Origin of the sequence: Xenorhabdus ishibashii, from assembly GCF_002632755.1 — a bacterium.
Classification (GTDB): Bacteria; Pseudomonadota; Gammaproteobacteria; order Enterobacterales; family Enterobacteriaceae; genus Xenorhabdus; species Xenorhabdus ishibashii.
The window spans coordinates 114,498-131,717 of record NZ_NJAK01000002.1 but is presented as its reverse complement, the minus strand read 5'-3'; the positions used below and the strand labels follow the sequence as shown (position 1 = coordinate 131,717).

Genomic DNA, 17,220 nt, shown 5'->3' with positions numbered 1-17,220 from the left:
CATCTTTAATAACTATCCCCATGAATAACCAATACCTCCAGGGTTGTTATGAAAATCATCAAACCGTTGCGCCTGAGTGTACTTTATCGACCTTATCGTTGGTTACAAAGAAACCACCTCGGAATTTCCATTATGGCACTAGCAGATATGGGAGCAACTCCACGCTTACGCCCGGAAATAGAGCTTTGGCAACTGGCAGAAAATGAGTTGCAAACCTGTAATGGCATTATTGATCTCGCTATACCGAAACCTTGTGCTGAATTTTTAGCCACAGGATATGTCTATACCCACCATCAAGCTGATAAAACCACCTGTGCTGCGCGTATTCAGATTGGGCAGTTGGATAAGACATTAGTGGCTTTCGGTGATCGCTATTGGATAGATGATTCTCCTTCAAAACCTCAACCTTTTGCGCAAATGCGATTAGATTGGAGTCGAGCGTTTGGGGGGAAAGGTTGTGACGAAAACCCTCACGGAATCGGTTTCATCCCAGAAGAATTGGATAACGGATTAAAAATTCATCGTCTGCCTAATATTGAAGCCCTGCATCATCGCTTAATGTCACAACAGCAATTGACGTCACAGCAGGGAGCGCCCATTCCGGCCAGTTTTTGCCCTTTAGATTTTATATGGCCACGCCGTTTTACCCGTATTGGGAAAAAATACGACAAGGCCTGGCTGGAAAATGAATTTCCCGGTTTTGCCAATGACATTGACTGGCGGATATTTAATGCTGCCTCCGAAGATCAATGGTGGGACAAAAATACTACTCTGCCAGAGAAAGCAGCGTGGCGCATTTGGAATATGCATCCGGAACAACCTGTTCAGGAAGGTATTTTACCCGCATGGAACGCACGTTGCTTTATCAAACGGTTGCGTCTTGATGAGGAAATTTTTGAAGAAGTCGTCATGCGCAATACAACTGTATGGTTTTTTCCCCACCTGGAACAAATGATCCTGGTTTGGCATGGCAGCGCACAAATTAATGAAGATGATGCCAAGGATGTCTTGCAAATGATATCGGCACTGGAATTAAGCGATAACCCTCGCCCGCAGGAACATTACCTGCATGTCCTTGAACAACGATTGGATAAAGAAAAAGGCGTTCTATACACTTTTCGGGAAAAAGATCTTATCGCCGAAGAGATGATTAGCCCGTGGCTGGATACAGAACAACCAGAAAATAGCTCACCATTGCAACAAAATTTGCAAAATCGTGAAAAACGCCTGCGTGAACAGCAACAAGAACGCTTGTCTGAGTATGGCTACGATATCAATACAATATTGCCAGTTGATACAGAACAACCTCCTCCTTTTCCAAAACTGGATGAATTACCGGAGTTCATGGAAAAAATCGAACAATATGCCACCGAAAAAAAGGCAGAAGCTGAATTACAGAAAGAAAACGCAATTGCTTTAGCCAAAGAACAAGGCATTGATATTGAAAAAACAACGGTAAAGTCAGAACCCAAAGGGCCAGAAAACCTGCATCAGATACGGGATATGTTGCAAAAGCACCAAATAGGCTTCAATGATAAAGAGCTGGCACAAATCGAGCAAACAGTACACTCGATGTATTTATCTTCAGTACAGACACAAAGCCCTGCCCTGCGCTTAACAGGCAGCCTGTCACAGATCATTCGCAAAAGAGTACAAAAAATCATGCTACAAGGGGGAAATTTCACTGGCATGGATTTTACTGGCGCAGATTTGTCTGGCATGGATCTACGGGGAGCTAATTTCACTCGCACCTTATTGGAAAGCGCATGTTTAAACCATTGCCAGCTAGACGAAGCAAATTTCAACGAAGCCATGCTGGCGAGGACTGAAATTTGTAACGCTTCATTACGTGGAGCCAAATTAGATCATGCCAGCTTGTCGCTGGCTAAATGTGAACAAAGTGATTTTTCTTCAGCAAGTTTCACTGAAACCCAACTGCAAGAAACTCGATTTGACCATTGTCACTTTGACCATGCCATATTTACAGAACTACTCCTGCGAAAAATATTTATTACGCGTTGCCAATTCCAATATTCACAGTGGAAAAACTGTATATTTATGGAACTTGAACTTCCTGCTCTTAAGCTCAGCCACGCAAACCTGAATAAAGTTTCATTTATTAAGTGCAAGCTAAAACAAGCAACTTTTGATTATGCAGAACTGGAAAGCTGTTCATGGGTGGAAACTGAAGCAAACGGTATCCGGTTTCATTCAGCCAAGTTGCTGACCTGCGCATTTGCTATGAACAGTGAGCTTAATCAAGCCGATTTCAGCCATGCAACATTGACAGAATGTAACTTGCGCCAAATGCCTTTGGTCAAGGCGAAATTCTATGCCACAACCTTGAATAACACCGATCTCAGTGAATCCAACTGCCAGTCGGTTGATATGCAGTACCTTAATGCAGAAAACAGCCTGTTTATTAGGACAGATTTCCGGAGTGCCTTACTGAATAATGCCAACCTGATGAGCGCATTTATGCAGAAATGTAACTTTAATAATGCAGACTTACAGGAAGCTAATCTATTTCGTACTGATATATCCCAATCAATTGTCAGCGATTCAACCTCAATCACAAATGCTTATATCAAGCGTACCAAGACCTTGCCCAAACGAGATAAGGATGTGATATGAGTTCACTGACAGCCGATGAATTAGCAGACAAAATTAAGCAAGGTGAGATCATTGAAAAAATCAGTTTGCAGAATATTTCCCTGACCGGACGTGACTTATCCGGGGGAATCTTTAAAGAAGTTGATTTTTCAGGCGCTGATTTTTCTCGTACTTTAATAAAAGAAACCTGTTTTATCGAGTGTCAGGCACAAGAAGCCATTTTCGACTCGGCGATACTTGAGCAGAACACGTTTGAACAGTGCAATCTGAGGCTTGCAGTCTTTAATAAAAGCACACTGACAGACAATGTATTCCATCAATCTGTTTTGGAAAAAACCCAATTTACAGCGACAAAACAGAAGAATACCCAATTCGCATCTTGTTCATTGCAATATGCTGACTTCAGCCACAGTGACTTTGAACGAACCACATTTCTTACGTCATCAATGGATCAAACAAGATTTAGCCACGCTCATTTCTTTTTGGTCACTTTTTTTCAGCAGAATTTACGAACAAGCGATTTTTCTGCCAGTGAATTTAATAAAACCGTTTTTTTTGAATGCGATCTGCGTAAGCAAAATTTCCATAAACAAACCCTTAAAATGTGTCAGTTTATGAACAGCCAACTTGAATCCGTCAATTTTAATCATGCCATACTGACTAATTGCAATTTCAAAGGAGCCATTTTAAAAGACGCCTTACTATCAAATGTCAATGCAACCCAGGCATTATTTACCGAAGCAGATTTAACCCGAGCCAGTTGCAAAAACAGCCTGTTTGAACAAGCCCTTTTTATTGGTGCATCCCTTGAATCTGCCGATTTTCGGCACAGTAATCTGGCATTGGCAGTTATGCACAAAGTACAGGCAATGAATGCACGATTCACCGGTTGTAATATGCCTTACACGGATTTTTCCTATGCAAACGTCAACAATAGTGATTTTCGTGCTGCTCAATTTATGAGAACACTTTTTCATCGTGCTCAACAAATTGGAACATTATTTTCTGACCGCCAAGGTATTCTGGAAAATGATCCTGAACTATTTGCCGCTGAAGAGTGGAATATACAACATAACAAGATTTCATCAGGAGAATCAAAATGACGAAGCCCGCTTATGCACTTTCCTCATTCACCCTTAATACTGAGCCATTACAGCAGATTACCGGCCAGATTGTTAACGTTCTCCCAGATGGCAGTTTTATGGCGGAAAGCCATAACAATCGTGGCTGGCATTGCCGGCAAGCGGCCAGTTGTTTATTGACACCCAGCATGGGGGATACGGTATTAATTACGAAAATCAACAATCAACTCTGGATATTAGCCATATTGGAACGGGCAAAACAACAGCACATTGCTGAAATTAGTGTTCCAGGTGATCTCACCATCACCTCACAAGGAAACCTGAGCATGCACAGCAACGGATTCGCTATCACAGCCAATAATGGAAATTGCCATATCAGGGAAATGCAATATAGCGGGGAGTCCCTGTCTGCATGGATCTCGATAACCCGTCTGGTTGGTAATCAGTTCGAGTCTCTGTGGAAAACAGTCACACAACTGAGTCATCGTCTATTTCGCCATACCACACAAACAGAGCAGGTTCGTGCAGGTCAATTAGATATGCAAGCGGAAAATTATGCCCGATTACATGCCCAGCAGACTATTGTTTCTGCAAAAGCCATGACAAAAATCGATGCTGAACAAATTCATATCGGATGAGGATAAGACTATGTTTGCTAACACTCAAAGTGGTGGAATGGATATAGCCGCTCCTGATGTCTGTTTGACACCCGCGGTTACACCTGTACCTGTGCCTTATCCTAATATGGCTCAAGGCACTACCGGTATAAGCAATGCCACCAATATCTTATTTATGGGTTGTCCAGCCCATAATTTGGCAACAACCATACCCATGACAACAGGAGATAATTCCGGCGTTAATGGTGGTGTCGCTTCCGGCACCGTAATGGGTAATGCCCGCCATGTCATGGGAGCCAATTCCGTCTTGATCAAAGGTTCTCCGGCAACCCGTGTTTCCAGTTCTACTATGCAAAATTCGACTAATGCTATGGGCTCACGAATTGTACCCAGCCAAACAAAAGTTCTTATCACAGCCGCTTAGCTTTTTGTCTTTTTGATTTATTAATCGTTCATTATGCCTAAATATGCTTTGACAAACATTATGACAATGTTTCTTTCATTCAGTAAAAAAGCGGCAAAAAATGGCTTCCTATCCACAGTATCGATAACCACAGTATTGATAGCCATAACGGGTTGTTCATCAAAAACAAATTTGCCGCCCTATAAATTTATCTTCAATACAGAATCTAATGTAAATGATTACGCACCCGTGAAGATAAATATTTTTTTACTAAAATCAAATGAAGAGTTTATGTCTGCCGATTTTTTTTCCTTGCAAAACAAAGCTCAGAATACGTTAGGCGATAAATTGGTTAATAAAGACCTATTGTTTATACTCCCTTCTCAATCTACGCATTGCTTGTTGGAAAAAAACCAACCGGAAGCTAACTACATCGGACTTATCGCTGAATATAAAACATTGAACGGTAAGAAATGGCGCATTTTATTTCCCGTTCCTGTCCCTGAAAAACCCTCTTTTTACGAATTTTGGCGCACTCCTTCTGACGAACTACGGCTCTGCATAAAGGTCACTAACAATGGCTTAAGTCTCATCAATGAATGCAACTTGGGTTGTGTGACAGGAGATAAATAAGATAATGAAATCAGAAAAAGTTATCTGGGCAGAAGGCATGTTTTTACGCCCCCATCACTTCCAGCAAGCTGAAAAATACTTGGAAGCCTATATTCGTGATTGGGGAACAGCACAAAATCCTTATTATTGGGGGTTCTTAACTCTCGAATTAGATCAAGAACTACTCACGCAGGGTAAAGTCAGTCTTTCCTCAGCCAGTGGTATTTTTCCTGACGGAACCCCCTTTAGTTTTGATGCCGCCAATGCCCCCACGCCCTTACAGCTTGGTGAAAACCCGTCTGATAGCCGTGTTGTTCTGGCTTTACCAACTCGTCAGCGAGGGAAAGAGGAGGTCATTTTCAGTGAAAAAAGTGATTCCCTGGCTCGCTTTGTTAGCTTTGAAGCTGAAGTCAACGACTTTAATGCCATGTCTGTTGGCAATGCTACGATACAATTTGGCAAAATGCGTTTGCGCCTGATGTTGGAATCTGATTTAACTCCTGAGTGGATCGCATTGGGTCTTGTATATGTCATGAACAAAACGAATGACAAGAAACTCTATCTTGACTCGCAATTTATTCCGCCCCTGCTCAACTGTCATGCGAATCTACAAATCAAAAGTTTTATCAATCAAATACAAGACTTATTAGAACAGCGCCGCCAACAAATTAGCCATCGCCTGTTACAGTTGGGACGATACAATGATTCTGAGATTATGGATTTTCTCTTGCTGTCACTTTTGAATCGCTATAGCGGCCAGATGCACCATATGCAGAGCCTGTCGCTACTGCATCCAGAACGGTTATTCAACGAATGGTTACAATTTGCCACTGAATTGGCGACATTCTCCCAACGCCGTGTACCGGAAAAAAATTTACCTCTCTATGATCATGACAATTTAACGCAGTGCTTCAACCAACTTATGTTCCAACTACGCCAAGGATTGTCAATTATTCTTGAAGAACAGGCCATTCAGTTGCCATTAACGGAATACTCTCATGGCTTGAATATCGCAACGTTACCCGACGCCAATATGATACATACGTTCAGCTTTATTCTGGCCATCCATGCTGATGTTACAAATGATATCCTCATGAATAAATTCCCTGCCCAAATGAAAATTGCCCCCGTTGGCCGTATACGTGAATTGGTTCAATTGCAATTACCCGGCATCTTATTACGAACCATGCCATCTGTGCCCAGACAAATTCCCTGGCATTCGGGTTATGTCTATTTTGAATTAGAAAAAGAGGGTGACTTATGGAAACAGATGGAGAAATCCAGCGGTTTTGCCTTACATCTGGCCGGTGGATTCCCTGGCTTGCGCATAGAATTTTGGGCTGTCCGTAATCAGGCAAAATCGAGGTAACGAAGCCAATGACGCAAGAAAAGCAGAAAACTGAACATAAGATGCTTTCTGATGAAATCAACCATAACCCGTTGGTTTCTGTTGCAAATCCGTTGTTAAATACTATTCCCCAGATCCGCCATTCAATTGTTCACCCTGATCCAACCCATTTACGCCAGCAACTGATCAATGAAATCCGGCGTTTTGAAGTGGAATGTCAACAAATCAATCTGCCCTATAACGTGATCATTGGTGCACGCTACTGTCTGTGCACTGCATTGGATGAGGCCGCAGCACTCACACCTTGGGGGCTGCGCAGTGTTTGGTCTGGCAGTGGCCTGCTCGTCACTTTTCATAATGAAACCTGGGGGGGTGAAAAATTTTTCCAGTTATTAGCCAAGTTGTCACAAAATCCCAGGGATAATTTATTCCTATTAGAACTTATTAATTTCTGTCTCCTGCTTGGATTTGAGGGACGTTATCGTGTCATCGATAACGGTCGCTCCCAATTGGAAACCGTGAAACAACGCTTATTCCAGTTAATAAGTTCAATTAGAGGTAATTACTCCATTGAATTATCAAAAAAAACACAAGCCATTACCTTACCGAATAAATCCCACTCCATTTCCTTACCAGTATGGATCTCTATAGCGGTATTAAGTTTTCTGGTATGTATCTTGTATATAAACCTGAACTGGCAGTTGAATGATAGGGTTAATCCCATTTTGGCAAAAATCTACCAGACTAATTTGCCCAATGTAACGGTCAGCAATAAGGGATTTCCGTCTGCCCCCCTCCCCTCTCCTCCTCCTCAAAATCTGCAAAGCCGGCTAGAGGATGAAATAGCAGCGGGATTATTAGACGTCACTGATATGCCAGATAGAAGCGTGATCACGCTAAAAGGAGATGGTTTATTCAATACCAGCTCCATTCAGATCAAAAGCCGTTATTTGGATGTCATCAGGAGGCTTGCTGAAGTATTAAACCATTTTAATGGAGAAATCCTGATTGTCGGGTATACCGATAACATTCCCATTAATACCCGTTTTTCCCGTTTTTCATCCAATTACTCTTTATCACTAGCGAGAGCCAAGTCTGTGCAAAAAGAACTACAACGTTACCTGAACCAGCCCGAAAGAGTCAAAGCAGAGGGAAAAGGTGCTAAAAATCCTTTAGTGCCAAATAATACTGCCAGTAATCGAGCCAAAAACAGACGAGTCGAAATCACACTGTTAGTTTCTCCTGTAAGCCAAACGATGTAAGGAAATTAAGACATGCTGAATGCACTTTTTTCTATCATCACCAGCCGGTTAACATGGAGTTTTCTTGGAGTAACGGCTATTTCTTTTTTTATCTGGTACATTGGCCCCATTATTTCTGTTGATAACCAGTTCCCTTTTGAAACGAATACAATACGAATCATTACCATTATTTCTTTTTATTTGCTTTGGTTATTAATCAAAGTAATGCCGCGGTTATACCAATCATGGCTTAACCAAAAGCTGGCCAAGAAATTGGATATCACTAAAGATGAAAATGAAGAAAATAAGCAGAATAAGCAATATATTACATTGGCAGAGCGTTTCTCTGATGCTGCAAGATTATTGAAAAAAGCCTATTTTTCTGGTTGGTATAATAAAAATAAACCAGGCTGGATAAATTTTTTCAGCCGACAATATATATATCAATTACCCTGGTATCTGGTGATCGGTGCTCCCAACTCAGGCAAAACTACAACCCTGGCAAACTCTGGCCTACATTTTCCTCTGTCAGATTATTTGGGTAAATCCGCACTGTACAGTATGCAAGACATAAATAGCTGTAGCTGGTGGTTCACCAATAAAGCCGTTCTACTGGATACTACAGGTCACTATGTCACACAGGATAGCCAACAGGAGACTAAGGAATGGAAAAGTTTCATCCGATTGTTGAAAAAATACCGGATACGCCAGCCACTTAATGGAATTATTATCGCTATTAGTGTGGAAGATTTACTCAATTCATCCACTGAAAAACGAGATCAACAGGCTTATATGCTGCGCAAGCGCCTGTCAGAATTACATGAACAACTTAAGATACAATTCCCTATTTATATCATGATCACTAAGACTGACTTATTAAAAGGGTTTAGTGCTTATTTCTCCCATTTTGACAAAAAATCCCGTGAGCAAATTTGGGGATTTAATTTTCCATGGAATAATGCTTCACGGGGAAAATGGAATAAAGTCCTTGATTTTGATTTGAATGGAATTTTTAATCAACAATATAGCCAATTAGAATTACGGTTAGATGCTGAATTACCTTCTGTTCTCTTACACAGACACAGCCCACAACAATGTGCTGAAAGTTATTTGTTCCCGCAAGAGTTTGCATCCCTGCGACCGCTGATCGCACAATATCTTGAAATCGTATTCGCAAAGTCGGGATTTGAAATACCTTACTATCCACGAGGGCTATATTTTACCAGTGGAACACAAACAGGGTTTTCTCTTGACAATGTCATGGAGAAATTTAACCGCAATTTTCAGTTACCAACAAATAACAATAGTGATGCCATGTCATGGGAGAATAATAAAGGAATTATTCATCCTGTCCCGACCAACCAGGCTTACTTTATAAAAAATTTACTGGAAAATATCTTCAATGAAGCAGGAATTGCCGGTTATAACCGCTGGTGGATATACCGCAAACGCGTTCTGGGGGGATTGGGATATGTTGTTTCACTGGCAATACTGGCATTAGTGGCTAATTTACTTTTGACCAGCTACAACAATAACAAACATTACCTGATGGAAGTGCAAGCCAAATTTCCCGCCATTGCAAAACAAAGTGTTGACTTAAAGAAAAATGCCAATGATATTTATGCTTTTCTTCCTATTTTAAACAGTCTGACTCATTTAGATAAAAGCCAACGTTTTTCCTTAAATGATCCCCCTTTATCCTATCGAATGGGATTATATTGTGGTGAACAAATCAGTGATGCCAGCCGCTTTCTATATAGAAAAGCGCTACAAACATTATTGTTGCCCCAGATAGCAACAATCATTACTGACCAAATGCATGATAACAACAACGATAACATAGAGAAAACCTACAATACGCTAAAGGCTTATCAAATGTTATACCAGCCTAAGCATTATGATGGTAAGTTTCTGCATAACTGGGTCATGCAATATTTGAAAACCCAATTAAAAGCAGACACAACTCAACAGCATTTACAACAAATCGAGGAACACATCGGCCAATTGTTAGATAACCAGATTGTCACATCTCCTTTCATTCGTGACGATGCTCTGATCGAAAAAAAACAGCAATTAATTGGCAACATCCCACCAGCACAACGTGCTTATAATTATATGAAGGGAAAATTAATCAATGATCCCAATTTAGCTCCCGTAAATTTGGAATCACTTGCAGGTCCTCAAGCTGAATTGGCTTTCTCACACATTAGTGGCACACCCATTACAGATGGTATATCGGGGATGTTTACCCCTGCCGGTTATCAACAAGGTTTTGAAAAAAACCTCAATACTTTTCTAACAACCTTATATTCACAGGACAATTGGGTGCTCGGTAGCTATGCAAAAAAGCAGACCAATAAGGAAATAGAATTCTCCGTTAAGCAATTTTATATTAACGACTACATATATCAGTGGAGCGAATTTCTGGCGGATATTAATTTGATCAATATCGATAGTCTGGAACAGCGGATCAACACTTCACGCCTGTTGTCTTCTTTTGATTCACCTATGCGTAACCTTTTAATTAATATCAGTAAAAACGTCATACTGAATGAAAATAGCAATAATATCAAACAACTCAACAATATTGCGAAAATCCCTGTTGTGAAAAACCAATCAGATAAGTTAACGAGATTAGTGCCCAAACAAATAATGCCAGCTAATAATCAACCTACACCAGAACAGGGATTAGAAGAGTATTTTTCACAAATTATTGCGTTAGCAAAAAGACCGAATAAAAACACCCAAAGTATTCCCTTTGATAAGACCTTAAAAGAAATTAACGAATTATACCTGTATTTAACCTCAGTACAAAATGCAACCAATGCGGGAATGCCCTTACCTCCTGATCAGATTATCACGCGGCTACAAGCAACATCAGCCCTCCTGCCTATACCGTTCAGGGGTATAGTTTCTTCACTCGCAGTTGGAGCCAGTAGCGATACCCAGCTTAGTGACATGAAAAATGTCGGTAAGCATCTCAGTACAGAAATAGGCGATTTTTGCAACCAAGCGATTGCCAATCGCTATCCGTTGAACCCTAACGCAAAGCAGGACATCAAGCCCGATGACATGGCACGAATGTTTGCCCCAGAAACCGGCTTAATGGACAGTTTTTTCCAGAAAAATTTAGTGGGTAAGGTAGATACCTCCCTCCCAAGATGGCAATTTATACCCAGTGTGAATGGCAAGCCCTTACCAAAGGGGGAAAAGCTGCTCAGGCCTTTCCAACAGGCTCAGATTATCCGCAATACGTTATTTACCAACGGAATCCCAACGCCATCATTTCGCGTCATGGTTCGTCCTATCAACATGGATAACGATATATTGAGTATGGTGTTGGATATAGATGGACAGAGATTAGAATACAGTCACGGCCCGCAGCTTTCACAACTCATTAGCTGGCCTGGCCCTGCCAATACCAATCAGGTTCGTATTCAATTGAATCTCACTAATGGTACAACCGCAAACTTATCAACATCAGGTTTTTGGGCACTAAATCGATTACTGGATAATGCAAAACGGATCTGGCGTGGTAAAGCAGAGAACCCAACTAATGTCGGTGATATGAGCTTATGGGTAAGGTTTAATATCAGTGGTCATACTGTCTTGCTGGAATTTACCCCAAACAGTATTTTTAGTCCGTTTAATCTCCCTGCTTTCTCGTGCCCAAATCCAAAACTGTTTCAAGCAGTATGATCGATATCCTTACGATAAACTTGTGAACTGAATATAAGCTGAAAATACCATGAATATTGATGCCTTACTCACCCCAATCAGTGTGGAGTTTCCTTGCGGGGAAGATCTCGAATACGATGTTGAATTTCTGTCATTGGAGCAAAGCCTAATCGAAAAACCGGAACAACAGTTTGGTGAAGTACTCATTCCCGCTGAGCCGCCCAACTGGATAGAGGTGGAAAAAAAAGCCATTCATCTACTGTCCCGTTCCAAAGATCTGCGTGTCATCATAGCCCTTATGCAAGCATGGTTAAATATTCGGGGAATATGTGGGTATGCCGATGGCCTGAGTTTACTACGCCAAACCCTGGAACGTTATTGGGAAGATGTGTGGCCAAAATTGGAGCTTAATGATGAATATGATCCCTTATTCCGCCTAAACACGCTAGCCATCATTGAAGATGGTTCACCATGTACGATAAAAGCTCAAAACTCGATTCTCCTCAGGAGTGTTTCAGCGCAATTGTCATTACAGGAAATTTGTTTATTACTTAATGGTACGGTAACCGAAATCAAAGGTTATACTGGCGGACGCACTAGATTAATTAACGAGTTGCACCAGCAACCTAATAGCCCTGAGATCTTGGCAATCATCACCATTCATGAACAACTTACTGCCTTGGTTGAAATTATTCGCCATCATTTATCCGACAATGACATACCCGAATTGCCGCAGTTTTTAAAACAGTTGGATACCATCATTGGATTTTTTCCCATGTATAAACCAGGAGCAGATATTTCGGGACATTCTGGCGACACAAAAACATTTGGATCCGAACTTATGCAACAAAACAGCGCAACGGAGCAAATAACTTCACCAACCACAATCCCTGAATCCCTTGAAAAACAAACATTTTACCACTGGCAAGAAATAGAAATCAGTGACCGTAATGATGCACGCATTTTATTAGAAAAAGCCAAAATTTATTTTCTTCAACATGAGCCAAGCCATCCTGCGCCTATGATGATTGACCGCATCTTACGACTGATTGACAGTGATTTTATTAATATTATCTACGATCTTGTCCCTGAAGGATTAAATCAGCTTGAGAGCGTTTTTGGTCGCCCCAATAACCTTGATGGGATGGATTAAATGAATCGGAATACATGTACGTCACTTACCAAACTGCGGCTTAAAGATAACAGGGTATCAACTTAGTTATCCAGACAATAACGGAGAATGTATTATGAAATCCAGTGGACAAAAATTTATCGCACGGAATCGCCCTCCTCGCGTACAGATTGAATATGATGTCGAACTTTACGGTTCAGAGAAGACGGTTCAATTACCATTTGTTATGGGAGTTATGGCTGATTTAGCAGGAAAACCTGTAGAAGCCTTGCCAGACGTCAATGACCGCAAATTTTTAGAAATTGACATTGACAACTTTGATGAACGCATGGGTTCAATCAAACCGCGAGCCGCCTTTCAAGTTGAAAATACCCTGACCGGTGATGGTAAGCTGAATGTCGATTTAACATTTGAAACTATGGCTGATTTTCAACCTGATGCCATAGCCAAAAAAGTCGAACCATTGGCGCAATTGCTGGAAGCACGCACCCAACTGGCAAACCTGCTTTCTTATATGGACGGCAAAAATGGCGCAGAAAAATTGATTGCCGAGATATTACAAAACCCCGCTTTGCTCAAATCCTTAGCTGAAGCACCAAATCTTACCGATAACGCTTCAGCAGAAGGTAATGAAGAGAAGGAGTAATTGATGAGTCAAGTTGAACAAGAAACCCAGATTCAGCAATCAGAAGTAGCAAAAGAATATACCCCTGATGAGCTAAGTACATTGCTGAATAAGGAATTTCGTCCGCAAAGTGATAATACCCGTAGTGCCGTTGAAAATGCGGTGAAAACACTGGCACAACAAGCGTTGGAAAACACGGTTACTATTTCTGGCGATACCTACCGTACTATCCAATCATTGATTGCTGAAATTGATACCAAGATATCACAACAGGTGAACCATATTCTGCACCATGAAGAATTCCAGACCTTGGAAGGCGCTTGGCGCGGTTTGCATTATATGGTAAGCAACACAGAAACCGATGAAATGCTGAAAATCCGTGTAATGTGCATTTCCAAGAAGGAGTTAGGCAAAATACTAAAACGTTTCAAAGGGGTTAGTTGGGATCAAAGCCCCATTTTCAAAAAGATCTATGAAGCGGAATACGGTCAATTTGGTGGCGAGCCGTTTGGCTGTCTAGTGGGGGATTATTATTTCGATCATACCGCACCAGATGTTGAACTTCTGCGCCAGATGGCACAAATCAGTGCAGCAGCACATTGCCCATTTATTTCGGGCACATCACCAAGTGTTATGCAAATGGAATCCTGGCAGGAATTAGCTAACCCACGGGATCTCTCCAAAATTTTCCAAAACACTGAATATGCACCTTGGCGCAGCTTACGTGAATCAGAAGACGTGCGTTATATCGGGCTGGTACTACCGCGTTTCCTCTCCCGTCTCCCTTATGGCTTCCTCACTAATCCCGTTGATAATTTCAATTTTGAGGAAAATACAGAAGGTTCAACGCACAATAACTACACTTGGGCAAATGCCGCTTATGCTATGGCGGTTAATATTAGTCGTTCTTTTAAACTGTATGGCTGGTGTACTTCCATCCGTGGTGTAGAGTCCGGTGGTATCGTAGAAAACCTGCCTTGCTATACCTTCCCTTCTGATGATGGAGGGGTGGATATGAAGTGCCCAACGGAAATCGCCATTAGCGATCGCCGTGAAGCAGAATTGGCAAAAAATGGCTTCATTCCGTTATTACATCGCAAGAACACGGATGTTGCCGCCTTTATTGGTGCCCAGTCCCTGCAAAAGCCAGCAGAATACTATGATCCTGATGCGACTGCCAATGCCAACCTTGCTGCCCGTTTGCCCTACTTATTTGCCTGCTGTCGTTTCGCCCATTATCTGAAATGTATCGTGCGCGATAAGATTGGGACTTTTCAGGAGCGCTCAGATATGGAACGTTGGCTTAATGATTGGATTATAAATTATGTTGATGGCGATCCCGTTAATTCATCACAAGGAACTAAAGCGAGAAAACCGCTGGCAGCAGCAGAAGTTCTGGTGGAAGAACTGGAAGGCAACCCAGGATATTATCAGGCTAAATTTTTCCTGCGCCCCCACTATCAACTGGAAGGCTTAACCGTTTCCTTACGCTTAATTTCAAAACTCCCCTCACTAAAAGGAATCTAATATTAAAAATTAAAGAATATTTTTTACTTATAAAACTTCTCTCTATCCAAAACTTATTTATCCATCTTTGAATTTCAATACGTATATATCTTTATGCATAGCAACCAATATGTATTTATTGGATGTACTTATTAGTTTCATTCAATTCTCTATATTAAGGAGAAGATTATGTCTATACCAGGTGATGCATACATTAACTTTACTGATGTTAAAGGAGAATCAGGCGATTCTGAGTTTAAAGGGTGGACGGCTGTCATGTCGTTTTCACTTGAAATAATGAACAATGTTAATCCCCATGCTCAAGCTACTGGGTTAGGTGCAGGTATCGTGGCAGTTTCTGGTTTATCTTTGGATATTTTGTTTGACAAATCTAACATAACTTTGCGCCAATACCTCGTTAAAGGGACACATATCAAAGAAGTGCAACTTAAAGTACGTAGGCAGGGGGGTAAACAAGAGCCTTGGTATACATTGGTTTTGACAAATTCTTTAGTCGCTAGATCCGCCCTGACATACGGGGGAGGTATGTTCCATTCTTCTATCCTCTTGGCCTTCAAAAAACATAAAGAAAGCTATTTTTCTCAGGAATATGGCACAGGCGCTAAAGGTCCTGAAGTCAGCTATGAATGGGATTCTCACACCAATAAAGACGGCTAACATACACAAATCACACATATTAATGACCTTCCTGTGGATACTCACAGGAAGGCTGCCTTTTCAATTTCATTATCTCAAAACGTGATTATCTCCTAATTCATTGTCATCTATAACAATAGGTCTCCATACTTATGAGATTCACCATTGTTAATAACTCTGGTTCAAGCCAACCACCACAACTGAGTTACGATTTTTCTTCCCCTGGAGGAACAATCGGGCGTAGTACGGAAAATGACTGGTATTTACCCGATGATGGACAAGCAATTGCCAGATTACAGGCCGTTGTGTCTATTTCTGCTGATGGAGAATGCCGGATAAATAATCAAGGCTCCTCCTCTGAAGTTTTACTGAACAAGATACCCTTGGCTCCCAATCGCCGAGTTGAAATTCGTGATGGTGATATGCTGAATATTGGTAATTATCAGATCCAAGTTATTGATATCAATATGCACCTATCACAACAGGCGCCCCCCCACGGGATCAATCCTGAGCACTTGCTAGTTTCCAGTGAAATCTGGCACGATCTTGAGTGTATTTCAACCAATTCTGCTACCCCATCTTCTTCTGATCCACCCCAAGCTAAACCGGAAATAAATGACAATAACCCTCTGGTAACAAGCCAATACGATAAAGAACGCAATCCACTTGATCCATTGGCAGAAATTGAGCCAACAACCGATTTTGATGCCCTGCAATTGCGGACAACAGATCCGATTGCCATGTTCAATTCAGATACCATTTTTCAACAAGAAGACATATTGGATGACCATACACCAACCACGTTATTGCCACATGATGAAGATGATAAAGATAATGATAAGCAGGAGGTTGACCCACTGGCACTGTTTTCCGACAAACACAGTAAGGCTGCACAACCAATCAAAGATGATGATCTGTTGAATCAAATATTGGGTAACGCCGTACCGTTAAAGGAATCGGCTAATAGAGAAGAAACAGGAAAGGAAACCTTCCACGATTATTGCCAACATCAAGACATACACAATAACCAGGACACACGCGCTAATCAAAATACCAATGACCAAGATGCACACCAGTATCAAAACAATAACATTATCAAATTAGAAGACAAATTAATGGCGGCGTTATTAGATGGTATGGGGCTAAAAGAGATCAGCAGGCTGCAATTTGATGAACAAAAGATGTATCAATTAGGATCATTCATCAGTCAGTTAACTCAGGGTGTCCTTACTCTCAACACCTTACGTAACCAACTGAAGCACGAAAAAAACGCCGCCATACCTCAACCTCAGTCTGACGCCAACAACCCATTTAACCTTTTACCTTCTGGTCAGTCTGTTTTGGTGCTGATGCTTTGTCATCATGTACAAGGGTTTATGCCACTTGAACTGGCAACCCGTGACATTTTGATCGAGTTGCAGGCACACCAATTAGGCATGATTGCGGGAATACGAGCTATTGCGACAAATATATTACATTTATTTCATCCCGCTACTCTTGAACAAAAAGCACAAAAAGACAGTTACTCGCCGCGTTTTTCTTTGTCATCGGCTAGAAACAAAGCCTCAATGTGGGAGTACCTTCTCAAACACTACCAAGAAATAGAGAAAGAGCTTAAACAAGATTCTTTCCTGTTTGATGAAAAATTCCAGCAAGCCTATGAAGCAGAGGTTAACCGATATAAAAATTCCCAACTATAATGGCGA

13 protein-coding genes are annotated in these 17,220 nt (G+C 41.3%); all 13 read left to right on the top strand.

What is annotated here, in order from left to right:
* The first annotated feature begins 48 nt into the window (after window positions 1–48).
* The 13 genes from Xish_RS16240 (at window position 49) to tagH (ending at window position 17,214) form a co-directional block, all read left to right on the top strand.
* Window positions 49–2,634, top strand: a complete 2,586-nt coding sequence (locus tag Xish_RS16240) for a DUF2169 family type VI secretion system accessory protein (protein ID WP_099118870.1) — start codon at window positions 49–51, stop codon at window positions 2,632–2,634.
* Window positions 2,631–3,716 carry a pentapeptide repeat-containing protein gene (locus Xish_RS16235; protein WP_099118869.1) on the top strand — a complete coding sequence of 362 codons (1,086 nt, stop codon included), beginning with the start codon at window positions 2,631–2,633 and terminating at the stop codon, window positions 3,714–3,716. Before Xish_RS16240 ends, Xish_RS16235 begins: the two co-directional genes overlap by 4 nt.
* Window positions 3,713–4,333, top strand: coding sequence for a DUF3540 domain-containing protein (locus Xish_RS16230; protein WP_099118868.1), 621 nt, complete (start codon window positions 3,713–3,715; stop codon window positions 4,331–4,333). The genes Xish_RS16235 and Xish_RS16230 overlap by 4 nt, the downstream gene beginning before the upstream one ends.
* A gap of 10 nt (window positions 4,334–4,343) precedes the next feature.
* Window positions 4,344–4,736 carry a DUF4150 domain-containing protein gene (locus Xish_RS16225; RefSeq protein WP_099118867.1) on the top strand — a complete coding sequence of 131 codons (393 nt, stop codon included), beginning with the start codon at window positions 4,344–4,346 and terminating at the stop codon, window positions 4,734–4,736.
* Window positions 4,737–4,769: 33 nt separating this feature from the next.
* The gene (tssJ, locus tag Xish_RS16220) at window positions 4,770–5,348 is read left to right on the top strand and encodes a type VI secretion system lipoprotein TssJ (RefSeq protein WP_341865773.1); all 579 of its coding nucleotides are present in this window, start codon (window positions 4,770–4,772) and stop codon (window positions 5,346–5,348) included.
* Window position 5,349: 1 nt separating this feature from the next.
* Complete coding sequence (tssK, locus tag Xish_RS16215; RefSeq protein WP_099118865.1) at window positions 5,350–6,696, top strand: type VI secretion system baseplate subunit TssK; 1,347 nt, start codon at window positions 5,350–5,352, stop codon at window positions 6,694–6,696.
* A gap of 8 nt (window positions 6,697–6,704) precedes the next feature.
* The gene (locus tag Xish_RS16210; RefSeq protein WP_099118864.1) at window positions 6,705–7,937 is read left to right on the top strand and encodes a DotU family type VI secretion system protein; all 1,233 of its coding nucleotides are present in this window, start codon (window positions 6,705–6,707) and stop codon (window positions 7,935–7,937) included.
* Window positions 7,938–7,949: 12 nt separating this feature from the next.
* Window positions 7,950–11,615, top strand: coding sequence for a type VI secretion system membrane subunit TssM (gene tssM, locus Xish_RS16205; RefSeq protein ID WP_099118863.1), 3,666 nt, complete (start codon window positions 7,950–7,952; stop codon window positions 11,613–11,615).
* Window positions 11,616–11,664: 49 nt separating this feature from the next.
* The gene (gene tssA / locus Xish_RS16200; RefSeq protein WP_099118862.1) at window positions 11,665–12,747 is read left to right on the top strand and encodes a type VI secretion system protein TssA; all 1,083 of its coding nucleotides are present in this window, start codon (window positions 11,665–11,667) and stop codon (window positions 12,745–12,747) included.
* Window positions 12,748–12,841: 94 nt separating this feature from the next.
* Entirely contained in the window at window positions 12,842–13,372 is a 531-nt protein-coding gene (gene tssB / locus Xish_RS16195; protein WP_099118861.1) for a type VI secretion system contractile sheath small subunit, read from the top strand.
* Window positions 13,373–13,375: 3 nt separating this feature from the next.
* Entirely contained in the window at window positions 13,376–14,878 is a 1,503-nt protein-coding gene (gene tssC / locus Xish_RS16190) for a type VI secretion system contractile sheath large subunit (protein ID WP_099118860.1), read from the top strand.
* Between the two features lie 168 nt (window positions 14,879–15,046).
* Window positions 15,047–15,535 (top strand): Hcp family type VI secretion system effector, encoded by a 489-nt coding sequence (locus Xish_RS16185; RefSeq protein ID WP_099118859.1) that lies wholly within the window; start codon window positions 15,047–15,049, stop codon window positions 15,533–15,535.
* 131 nt (window positions 15,536–15,666) lie between these two features.
* The gene (gene tagH / locus Xish_RS16180; RefSeq protein WP_099118858.1) at window positions 15,667–17,214 is read left to right on the top strand and encodes a type VI secretion system-associated FHA domain protein TagH; all 1,548 of its coding nucleotides are present in this window, start codon (window positions 15,667–15,669) and stop codon (window positions 17,212–17,214) included.
* The last annotated feature ends 6 nt before the right edge of the window (window positions 17,215–17,220 follow it).